Source organism: Thermoanaerobacter sp. CM-CNRG TB177 (assembly GCF_018588165.1).
Lineage (GTDB): Bacteria > Bacillota > Thermoanaerobacteria > Thermoanaerobacterales > Thermoanaerobacteraceae > Thermoanaerobacter > Thermoanaerobacter thermocopriae.
The window spans coordinates 1-11,221 of record NZ_JAFCAC010000049.1; the positions used below are offsets into that span (position 1 = coordinate 1).

Annotated in this window: 10 protein-coding genes; all 10 read right to left on the reverse strand. The window is 34.4% G+C overall.

What is annotated here, in order from left to right; all coding sequences use genetic code 11:
- Positions 1-55 precede the first annotated feature (55 nt).
- The 10 genes from I4N53_RS04380 to I4N53_RS04425 all read right to left on the reverse strand — a co-directional run bounded on the left by I4N53_RS04380 (position 56) and on the right by I4N53_RS04425 (position 11,132).
- Entirely contained in the window at positions 56-1,540 is a 1,485-nt protein-coding gene (locus I4N53_RS04380; RefSeq protein WP_214495688.1) for a gluconokinase, read from the reverse strand.
- Positions 1,525-2,535, reverse strand: coding sequence for a D-isomer specific 2-hydroxyacid dehydrogenase family protein (locus I4N53_RS04385; RefSeq protein ID WP_214495689.1), 1,011 nt, complete (start codon positions 2,533-2,535; stop codon positions 1,525-1,527). The genes I4N53_RS04380 and I4N53_RS04385 overlap by 16 nt, the downstream gene beginning before the upstream one ends.
- A gap of 18 nt (positions 2,536-2,553) precedes the next feature.
- Positions 2,554-4,002: a tagaturonate epimerase family protein gene (locus I4N53_RS04390; RefSeq protein ID WP_214495690.1), complete on the reverse strand. Its 1,449-nt coding sequence runs from the start codon at positions 4,000-4,002 to the stop codon at positions 2,554-2,556.
- Positions 4,003-4,027: 25 nt separating this feature from the next.
- Positions 4,028-4,783 carry a DeoR/GlpR family DNA-binding transcription regulator gene (locus I4N53_RS04395; RefSeq protein WP_214495691.1) on the reverse strand — a complete coding sequence of 252 codons (756 nt, stop codon included), beginning with the start codon at positions 4,781-4,783 and terminating at the stop codon, positions 4,028-4,030.
- 242 nt (positions 4,784-5,025) lie between these two features.
- Entirely contained in the window at positions 5,026-5,997 is a 972-nt protein-coding gene (locus I4N53_RS04400) for a D-glycerate dehydrogenase (protein WP_012995713.1), read from the reverse strand.
- A gap of 237 nt (positions 5,998-6,234) precedes the next feature.
- Positions 6,235-7,161, reverse strand: coding sequence for a sugar phosphate isomerase/epimerase (locus I4N53_RS04405; RefSeq protein ID WP_214495692.1), 927 nt, complete (start codon positions 7,159-7,161; stop codon positions 6,235-6,237).
- Between the two features lies 1 nt (position 7,162).
- Complete coding sequence (locus I4N53_RS04410) at positions 7,163-7,912, reverse strand: sugar phosphate isomerase/epimerase (RefSeq protein WP_214495693.1); 750 nt, start codon at positions 7,910-7,912, stop codon at positions 7,163-7,165.
- Positions 7,913-7,929: 17 nt separating this feature from the next.
- The gene (locus tag I4N53_RS04415) at positions 7,930-8,979 is read right to left on the reverse strand and encodes a Gfo/Idh/MocA family protein (protein ID WP_214495694.1); all 1,050 of its coding nucleotides are present in this window, start codon (positions 8,977-8,979) and stop codon (positions 7,930-7,932) included.
- A gap of 14 nt (positions 8,980-8,993) precedes the next feature.
- Positions 8,994-10,082, reverse strand: a complete 1,089-nt coding sequence (locus I4N53_RS04420) for a Gfo/Idh/MocA family protein (RefSeq protein ID WP_214495695.1) — start codon at positions 10,080-10,082, stop codon at positions 8,994-8,996.
- A gap of 57 nt (positions 10,083-10,139) precedes the next feature.
- Complete coding sequence (locus tag I4N53_RS04425; protein WP_214495696.1) at positions 10,140-11,132, reverse strand: LacI family DNA-binding transcriptional regulator; 993 nt, start codon at positions 11,130-11,132, stop codon at positions 10,140-10,142.
- Positions 11,133-11,221: the final 89 nt, after the last annotated feature.

Below are 11,221 nucleotides of genomic sequence, written 5' to 3' on the forward strand. Positions count from 1 at the left end.
TGAAGCTATCATGAGAAATCCTATGCTATTTTTTCATTTTTACTTTACAAAGCCTTTATAATTTACTGTGAAGTTCAAATAAACTTTTAAGCTCTTTTGTCAAACTCTCAAAAAATTCAAATTTTCTGTTATAATATCTTATTTTATCCTCTACTGGCCGATATATATTTTCAATTTTTACTAATTTATTTGTAGCTTCCTCTAAAGTCTTGTATCTTCCTAAAGCATAATATCCTAAAAGTGCAGAACCCAAAAGTGCCGGTTCTTCTGCCTTAGAAACTTTAATTGGTAACCCTAAAACAGAGGAAAAAATCTCCATCCACAAAGGTGACTTGGTCCCTCCACCTCCTGCCCTAATTTCTTTTATATTTACCTTGTTATCTTTCAAAGCTTCGGAAATTCTTCTCAGAGAAAAGGCTACTCCTTCCATAGCGGCTTTTATCATTTGACCCTTTGTATGAGTATCTTTAAGTCCAAAAAATACGCCAGATGCTATATTACCTATCTCTTTATCCCTTTCCCCTGTCAGATAGGGAAGAAAGAAAAGATTTGCCGAATCCTCTTTTGAAGCCTCCGCTGTCAATTCATCATATGACATATCAAAAACATTGTCTCTTAGCCATTTTAATATAACTCCAGCATTGTTTATAGCAGCTCCTATAAACCATTCGCCACAACAAAGATAATAAGTTTGAAGCCTCATTAAATCTTCTCTGTCAAAAATAGCTTCAGGACAGGCTACCCTAAACATTGCAGTAGTACCTATATTTATAGCTCCTACTCCTTTTTCAAAAGCGCCAATTCCTATTCCTACAGCTCCACCGTCATAAACTCCTGACAAAACTTTTACTTCTCCTGAGAGGCTTAAGATTTTTTTTGCATCATCAGGAAGGTCCATTAAAATTTCTTCCGATGGGACTATTGTAGGAAGCTTTTCTTTATCAATTCCTAATATATCAAGTACATAATCATCCCACTTTAAAGTATTTACGTTCATATATCCTGTTGCAGATGAAATGCTGGGCTCTGTAAAAGGTTCCCCTAAAAGTTTTAGTAAAATAAAGTCTTTAGAACTCAAAAAAAACCGCGTTTTTTCAAAGATTTCTTTCCTTTTTTTCTTAATCCAGTATATTTTAAACAAGGGAGCATGAAAAGTTGGAGTATATCCTGTTTTTTTATAGACTTCTTTTATGTCTACTTCATTTAAAAGCTCTTCAAAAATCTCTTTTGAACGTAAATCCAAAAGAGTCATTACTCCCATTAAAGGATTTAATTTTTCGTCCACAGGAATCAGCCCAAACATATAGGAAGAAGGCACAATTAAAGAAATTTTATCCTCATAGCCTTTTGCTGCTTCTTTTGCCGCTTCTACAAAGGCATTAAAAAGAACATCTGGATTGTGTTCTGCCTTTCCATCGCTTCCTTTTTCTACCGGAGTTTCTTTTCTGTACAGGCTTAAAATATTTCCTTTTTCATCTACAACTCCAGCTTTTAAATTGGTAGTACCGATGTCAACGGAAAGAATTAAATTTTTTTCCATGGCCTACCCTCCAAAACTTCTGGATTTATTACCCCTTCAGGTATTTCTCCTCTTAAAACTTTCTCTACATCAGAAACAACTTTGTCCCCCATGCCTTTTAGGCATTCATAAGTGTATGCAGAAGTATGAGGCGTTATTATGACGTTGTCAAATGCCAAAAGGGGATGATTTTCGTCAATAGGTTCCCCTTCTATAACATCTAACCCTGCTCCTAAAACTATTCCTTCCTTTAACGCCTTAATCAAAGCCTCTGTGTCTATAAGTTCTCCTCTTGCTGTATTGACAATAAATGTACCTTTTTTCATCATGGCAAATTCTTTATGAGAAAGAATGTGATAATTGTCGCGATTTAGCGAAGCATTTAAAGAAATTATATCTGCCCTCTTTAAAAGTTCCTCTAATGTGACAGGCTCTGCTCCCCTTTTTTCTATTTCTTCTGCTGAAAGATTAGGGTCATAAGCCACTACTTTAGCACCAAACCCATATCTCAGGATTTCACAAACTCTGCTTCCAATATTCCCAATACCTATAATTCCTGCAACTTTGTCTTTTATTTCATATCCAATGAAGCTCGCTCTTTCCCCCCACTTTCCTTCTTTCACTTTAAGTGAGGCAGACCTTACTTTTTTCATAACATCTAGTAAAAGTGCAATAGCGTTTTCGGCTACAGCTTCCCTTTCTACAATGCCTTCAACTTTCGTTACAATAACTCCCTTTTCAGTAGCACTTTTAATGTCTATTGTATCATAACCTATGCCGTGACGTGTTATTAAAAGAGTTTTGTCTTTATGCTCAAAAAACTCCTTATCGTAATATGGCTTGACACTGGCAATTATTACAGAATACCCCATTAGCTTTTCCGCTAATGCCTTCCCTCTCATATCGTGGGGAAGTTCAAATCTTTCTACTTCTCCTAACGCTTTTAACCTTTCAATATGTTCAGGAAAATGCTTGCCAAAACTGCTGGAATTTACAATGGCAATTTTAACACCCATTTTTTATGCCTCCCAAATTTATTTATTAAATATTTTTTCTAGATGGTTTTTAATATTAGCTGAAACAAATTGATAATGTTCTTCCTCATATTTATCTAAAACATCGTATATTTCTTCTTTCTTTTCATCAAGTAAAACTCCATAAGAAATATGGAAAAGTTGCTTTATCTCTGGTTGTGAAAGAATTTGCGCATTTTCTAAATTTGGTTCTTCGGCAAAGTCATCTTTATCAATTAAAACTTTGTATGCTTTTTTACTTTCTTCCAAATTGTCTAAAGCAATTTTATAAAGTTCATAAAAAAGTTTTTTGTCTTTTTCAAATATAAGATTTACCGCTTGAAGCCAACTAGTACCCGATGTCTTTATGTGGAAACTGTGCTGAGTGACTTCACTAAAAATTTCATAAATGCTAAATTTATCACTACCTGAATGAAGGCTTAATTTGTAGCCTCCCAATTGTTGTGAAATAGCATAATGTTTTTTTAGTTCTACTGCAAATTTATTTATATCCCCTTTATAGTCTATAGCTTTTTGAAATTCCCCAGGAAATTTAGGTGCTAAACTCCAAAAGTCTATTCCCTTTTTATGCAAATACTCTGCTACAAATATGTGATCTTCTACTGTTGTATCTTTTTCTCCTTCATCTATAGAAATCTCTAAATCAAAGTCTTTCACTTTTTCTTTAAGTATGCTATAAACCTTCTCTACAAAATTCATTGCTTTTTCATATATTAGCGCAGATTTATACAATTCATCTTCTCTAATTGTATACTCTTCTTCTGAAATGCTAATTTTTTTGCCTTTAAAAGCCTCTATTATCTCTTTGCTTTGTGGAGATATTTGCATCACTTGATTTGAGGAAATGTCTGAAATTTTGGTTAGTAACTCACTTACATCAAGAGTGTACATTGTATAGCCTGCTTCAATAGCTCTTAATAGATATTTTTCATCTTTTATGTGGTCGGCATCTGCACCAAATTCTCCAGTATAACCTGCTTCTAAAACCCCAAGTATGACTTTTAAAAGGGCATCTTTAAAATCTCTATGGGTTTTTTCAAGTTCTCTTGGAGATTGTTGAGCTAATACAGGAAATACCGGATATTCTTTTAAAGCCACTATGTGAGCAGGTGTCACTAGCCCCAGTCTATCTCCTGTGCCAAAAGAAGATTTTTGCCTACAGGGTGTAGGAGAAATACCAAAGTTTTTCAATATCAAATAATTTTCAAAACTTAAAGGATAGAGATTGAGGTAAAAATCTATTTCTTTTACATTTTTATCTTCTGCAAAATATGGGGAACTTAATTTGAAATTTTCTTTTGTCAAAATCCCTATTTTTTTATCAGCATCTTTTTTTGCCACAAAAATATATGTGTCTTCTTTTAACTTTCTCAATGAATTAGGGTATAATACAAATGAATGGTTTAACAAAAAATCAGTAAGTTTTTCCAATATACCTTTTTCAACCATTGCCATCTTCTCCTTATTGAATTTTCTATACCACTTCAACCTCTACATAATTTTTTAATTCCTCTATTATCTCTTTGTTTTGTTCTCCAGAAGTTATTATCTTTTCTACATTATCAAAAGTACAAAAGGATACCATTGCAACTTTTCCAAATTTACTACTATCAGCCACGACAATTACTCGCCTAGCTGATTTTATCATGGCTTTTTTAGCTTCTGCTTCAAAAATATCAGAAGTCGTAAGACCTTTTTCTAAGGAGATGCCACCAGTCCCTAAAAAAAGAATGTCAATGTTGTATTTACCAATGCAATTTACTGTTTCAAAGCCTACCATCGAATGGTTGTCAGTTTTTAATTTTCCACCAGTAATAAAAAGATTAATATTAGGATTATTGGCTAATTCTGTAGCAACGTTTAAAGCATTTGTTACAACAGTTATGTTTTTAAAATTTTTAAGAAGTCGGGCTATGTGATAAGTAGTAGAACCCGCATCTAAAAAAATGACATCTCCTTCTTTTACTTCTTCTAACGCTTTTGCAGCAATTTTTTGCTTTTCTTCTGTATGCTCTTTAAATCTTTTGACAAGTGGAGGGATAATAATATTTTCTTTCAGTACTGCGCCTCCATAGTTTCTTTCTACCAGTCCTTGCCTTTCCAATTCTTCTAAATCCCTTCTTATCGTCTCATCAGAAACTTTGAAAATCTCACAAAGCTCAGAGACTTTAACGGCTTTCTTTTTTAAAATGATTTCTTTGATTTTATCTCTCCTTGTCGAAACCAGCATCTACATCCACTCCTAAAAATATCAATTTGTCTTTATTTTGCTCAAAACATAAAATAAAGCAAATAAAAACAAAACACAGTTTCAAGTTGGAAATGCTGTTTTTGTTTGTGGATTTTATTGACTTTAATATATTAATTCTACATAAATCCAAAAAATCCTTCTTTGTTTTAAAATTTTTTTATTAGTTTGTATGGTTTTTTAAGAATAAACTAAGGAATCCCATTTTAGGGATTCCGAAAAATTTACTTCTCCAATATGTCTTTATTTACAAGGGTGCGCGGCGTTCTTCCTTCTATTACGTCTATTATATTTTGTGCAACAAGTACCGACATATCTCTCCTTGCTTCATCTGTAGCACTTCCTATATGTGGAAGTATTACTACATTATCTAAAGTCTTTAACTCCTCTGTAATCTCTGGTTCTTTTTCATATACGTCAAGACCTGCTGCATAAATGTCTTTATTTTTTAATGCATTCACCAGGGCTTTTTCATCTACAACAGGGCCTCTTGCTGTATTTATTAAAATTGCAGTTTTTTTCATGAGTTTTAATTCTTTTTCACCTATTAAATGGCGTGTATGAGGTGTTAGCGGCACATGAATTGATACAAAGTCCGATTCTTTCAAAAGTGTTTCCAAGTCAACGTACTTTGCCCCTGTTTCTTTTTCAAATTCCTCTTTGGGAGTGTTTGCAGTATATAAAATCTTCATCTCAAACCCTTTAGACATTTTAGCGAAAGCTTGTCCTATCCGCCCCGCACCAATTACTCCCAATGTTTTTCCTGTCACAGCTTTACCTAAAAAAAGATTTGGTGCCCACCCAGTAAATTTTCCTTCTCTTGTGAATTTATCAGCCTCAACAACCCTTCGAGCTGCTGTAAATAGAAGTGCCCATGCAAGTTCTGCTGTTGCATTTGTTAAAACATCTGGTGTATTTGTAACATAGATTCTTCTCTTAGTCGCCTCTTTTAGATCAATATTGTCAAATCCTACAGCGTAATTTGCAACAATTTTTAAATTTTTTGCTGTATGAAAGAATTCTGCATCAACTTTTTCATTAAGTTGGGTCACAACAGCATCTTTGTCTTTTATTACCTCAAGTAACTCTTCTCTTTTAAGGGGTCTGTCTTCTGGGTTTATTTCGACTTCGCAGTACTTTTTTAAAAGTTCAATCCCTTCCTCAGGAATCATCCTTGTAACATACACTTTAAACATAACAATTCCCTCCCTACAAATTTATTCCATCAAATATAGTATAACAGGTATTGTAATAAAAGACAAAAGGTTCATTAAAAATAAGTTTAGTACTTGCTCGGTTCAAGGTCGCACACTTCGTTCAAAACGGTGGCTATGTTATCTACTATTGTAAACGCTAAATTCATTAAAGCAACCTGCTTCTGAAATTTTACACAGACAAAGCCCAACCTAATTATCGGTTGGGCTTTGTTAAAATTATATAAATTGCTTTAGGTGATTTAGGCCTAAAATAAGTCCCTCTTTAACTTTCTCTTCACTACCTTCATAAACAGGGTCTTCATGTTCAATGCTTATTACTCCATCGTACCCACTGTCTTTTAAAGTCTTTATAAATTTGCCCCAATCTACATTTCCCATTCCTGGCATTCTGTATCTCCAATACCCCAGTTCACTTCTTGGGTTAGTATAAAGTTGTCTGTTGAAAACTCCATATCTTTTAAATTTATCTTCAAATATTTCTGTGTCTTTTGCATGTACATGAAATATTCTGTCCTTAAATTGTGGTATCACATCAATATAGTCTATAAATTGCCACACCAGGTGTGAGGGATCAAGGTTTAAACCAAAGTTTTTTGAAGGTATCCTTCTGAACATCTCCTCCCAAAGTTCAGGTGCAAAGGATATAGTGCCAGGAAGTCCTGGAATTTGCCATCCTTCCATTGGACAATTTTCAATAATTATCTTTACTCCTTTATTTTCTGCGTAGCTTATTATCTCAGTAAAGACTCTTTCAAATTCATCAAAATTGTCTTTTATGCTCTTTTCAATGTTTCTTCCTATAAAAGTTCCTACCATGTCAGTTCCAAGCATTTTAGCTGCATCAATGCACTTTTTTAAGTGATTGTTTATAAACTTTCTCTTTTCTGGGTCTCTGTCAAGGTTGTTGTCATAATATGCAAGAGATGAAATTGTAAGCCCGTATTCTTTAAAATATTTTTTTATTTCTTCCGCCTCTTCGGGTGTAAGATTTTCTACATCTATATCACTTGCAGAATAATCCCTCGTATTGTCTTTAGGCCAGCAGGCAATTTCCAGTGATTTAAACCCATTTTCACTTGCCCACTTAGCTTTTTCTTTAAGAGGCATATTCCCAAGACATACTGTTAAAAATCCTAAATACATTTTACATTTCCTCCTCTAAAATCTTTTTTAAATTTTCAAAACTAATTTTCACACTTTCAATTGGAGGTCTTTTACACACATCCTGTTCAACAATTAGCCATTTAACTCCATTTTCTTTTGCAATTTTTATTACTTCTTTAAAATTGATAATTCCATTTCCTATTTCAGTAAAAGACCTGTCCTCTTTATCCATGTCTTTTAAGTGAATTAAAGGTAGTCTATTGTAAAATTTTTTAAGATATTCTAACGGGTCAACTCCCGCATATGTAACCCAATACACATCAATTTCGGCTTTTACAAGGTCTTTATATGTATTTTTGTAAAGTATATCAAGTCCATATTCTCCAGCATATATTTCAAATTCGTGATTATGGTTGTGATAACAAAACTCAAGTCCTTTTTCCTTGCACTTTTCACCTATTTTATTAAACAACTTTGCTGTTTCGATATAATCCTCTCTTGACTTGTACTCATTCCATGGACAGACTATGTATTTATTGCCTATTTCGAGGTTATAATCTATCACTTCCTCAAGATTACTTTTTAATAAATCGAGTCCTACATGACTGCCAGCAGCCTTTAATCCCAATCTATCAAGCACTTTTCTTAATTCAGAAGCTTTTAAATCTCTATATCCTGCAAATTCCACTCCTTCGTATCCTATTTCCGCAACCTTTTCAAGAGTACCTGTAAAATCTTTTTGTGTCTCCTCTCTCAAAGTGTAAAGTTGAAGTGCTATAGGTATGCTCATTTTAATTTTTTCCCCCTTTAACCTAAAACTATTTCCTTACCTTTTTCAGCTGATTCATAGGCACCGTCTATTATTTTCATGAGAATTGCCCCTTCTTCAGCAGAAGCCAGAGGCTCTTTGTCATTTTTTATACAGTCAACAAAATGTTCAAATTCATTTAAAGGCGACTTTGGATAATTGGTGTCGGGAACTATGTCAATCAACGTATCAACAATTTCCGAAAATACTTTAAGCTGTCCGTTTTTAAACCATATGCCACCTTTATTACCTAAAATTTCATAGTAATTGTAATCTCCCTCAATGTTGGAAGCCCAGCTGAATTCAAAGTCAATTGTGGCACCATTTTTAAGCCTTACAAAGCCTACTGCCATATCCTCCACATCGTAAATTCCATCCCCGCTTTTTGCATAATTCCAGCTGTTTAAACTGTTGCTATTTGAAAACTTAGAATAAGTAGCTGCTGACACAGATTGAGCTTTAGGATATCCCATGAAATACAAGACTAAGTCTAAAAAATGTACACCTAAATCAATTAATGGGCCTCCTCCAGACAATTTCTTATTTGTAAACCATCCGCCCTTTCCAGGAATGCCTCTCCTTCTCCTCCAGCCAGTCTTTACATGGTATATTTCGCCTATATACCCTTCCTCTATATATCTTTTTACAAAGAAAGATTCATTTGTAAACCTATTATTTAATCCTATCATAAACTTCCTTTTGTATTTATTTTTTGATTCAATGACCTCATAAGCTTCTTTTGCATTTAGAGTTATAGGTTTTTCACAATGCACATGAATTCCCTTTTCCATAGCTTTTATAGAAATAGGCGCATGTAAATAATTAGGAGTACATACGCTTATTAAGTCTGGTTTTTCTCTTTCAAACATTTCTTCATAATCTGTATAAACGTGAGGTATATTGTACTTTTCCGCTAATCTTTTTGCAGCCTCTATATCCGGATCAGATATGGCTACAATTTCAACATCTTCTACTTTTGAATAACCATTTAAGTGTTTGTAATCAGCAACTGACCCTGCACCAACACATGCATATTTAAGTTTTTCCATACAAAAGCCTCCATTTACCTGTTAAAATATACTGGTTCTCCTGTTTTCGCAGATGTATAAATAGCCTCTAGTATCTCAGTTACTACAAGAGCTTCTTCTGGTTTTACAACAGGCTCTGTATCGTTTATGATGCAATCAATCCAAGCTTTTGCTTCTAAAAATCCTGGGTCATCTGATTTACCTTCATAGAAATCTACTCCACCTACATCAGTAGAAACTTTAGTTGTATAAAGCCTTCCAAATTTTTCTCCATTTATGCGAAGTCCATCTCTCATGTCAGCTCCGCCTTCTGTTCCACACAAAGTGGTCATAGCCTCGCCAACCTCTAAAGTATTTAAAGCCCAACTGGACTCTAATATAATGGTAGCCCCATTCTCCATTACTATAAATCCAAAAGCTGAATCCTCAACTGTGAACTTTTCAGGGTCCCATGGTCCCCAAGCATTCGCAGCATTTGCCTTTTTGCCTAATTTATAGTAGGCGCTTCCCATTACAACTTTAGGCTTATAGTTATTCATCATCCACAATGTCAAATCAAGGGCATGTGTTCCTATATCGATTAAAGGCCCACCACCTTGCTCTTCTTCATTTAAGAAAACACCCCATGTAGGTACCGCGCGGCGACGTATAGCATGAGCCTTAGCAAAATATATTTCCCCTAATTCACCATTTTGACAAACTTTATGTAAATATTGAGAATCTGGTCTAAAGCGATTTTGATACCCTATAGTGAGTTTCTTACCTGTTTTCTTATATGCTTCCACCATTCTTCTGGCATCTGCAGCAGTCTTAGCCATAGGCTTCTCACACATTACATGTTTTCCTGCATAAAGAGCATCAACAGTTATGTCTGCATGAGACTTGTTGGGAGTTAAGACATGAACCACATCTATTGTTTTATCTTCAAGAAGTTTTTTGTAATCTGTGTACACTTTCGCGTCTTTTGTACCATATTCTTTTGCCGCTTTTTGAGCCCTCTCTTCTATGATGTCACAAAAGGCCACCATTTCAACATTGTCTAGTTTTGCCAAAGAGGGCATGTGTTTGCCAAAAGCAATTCCTCCACAACCTATAATTCCTACTCTAAGTTTCTCTTTTACCATAAAAATTCCTCCCCTAATTATATTTAAATTTGTATTTTTAAGACAAAACTTTATTCTTTATTTTACTGTCGACTCTCTTATTATTAGCTCATGCTCTAAAAAAATCCTCTGTGGTTCTTCTAATTTGCCACTTATGTGCTTTATCAGTAGTTCCATAGCAACACATCCTAAATCGTATTTTGGCTGTGAAATAGTTGTAAGCATAGGGTCATACATAGAAGCAAAGCTTATATCATCAAAGCCTACAACCGCTATATCCTCAGGGACTTTAAGCCCTTCTTCCTTTATCGCTCTTATAGCTCCAATAGCCATGATGTCAGAGATTGCAAATATAGCAGTAGGCCTTTCTTCCATCGCCAAAAGCTGTTTCGCTGCTCTTACTCCGCTTTTAAAGCTGTAATCTCCGTATTTCATAAGCTTTTCGTCAAATTCTATCCCTGAATCTTCAAGAGCTTTTTTATAACCCGCTTCCCTCTGCTTCGTAGATACAAAGTTATTTTCACAGCTTATCAATCCTATTTTTTTATGTCCCAATCCTATCAAATGCTTCACAGCTTTGTAAGCTGCAGAAAAGTTGTCTATAGATACATATGATACTCCAGCCCCTTCTATGTATTCACAACATTGAATAACAGGATAATTTTGTCCTATCAAAGTCAATTCCTCTTTGCTCATCACTGGTGCCATAAAAATAACACCATCTGCTAACCTGTTTTTTAAAAGTTCAAGATATGCTTTTTCTCTATTAATATCAGAATCAGTATTGCAAAGCATTACATTATATCCATTTTTATGAGCTACATCTTCTATTCCCTTTACAACACGTGCATAAAAAGGATTTGATACATTAGGCATTAAAGCCAGTATCATTCTTGTTTCTGCCCGCCTTAAATTTCTTCCAAGAAGATTAGGATGGTAATTTAATTCTTTTATCGCTTTTAATACTCTTTCCTTTGTTTCTTCAGACACCGAGTCACTGCCATTTAAAACTCTTGATACTGTTGCAACAGAAACTCCCGCTCTTTTAGCAACTTCTCTAATATTAGCCATCATAACCTGGTCATCTAAACTGTGACAAACTCTCCAGTTTAGAAGGCTGGGCTATTTATAGTCCGCCCTTTCAGAGAGTGCCTATTCCC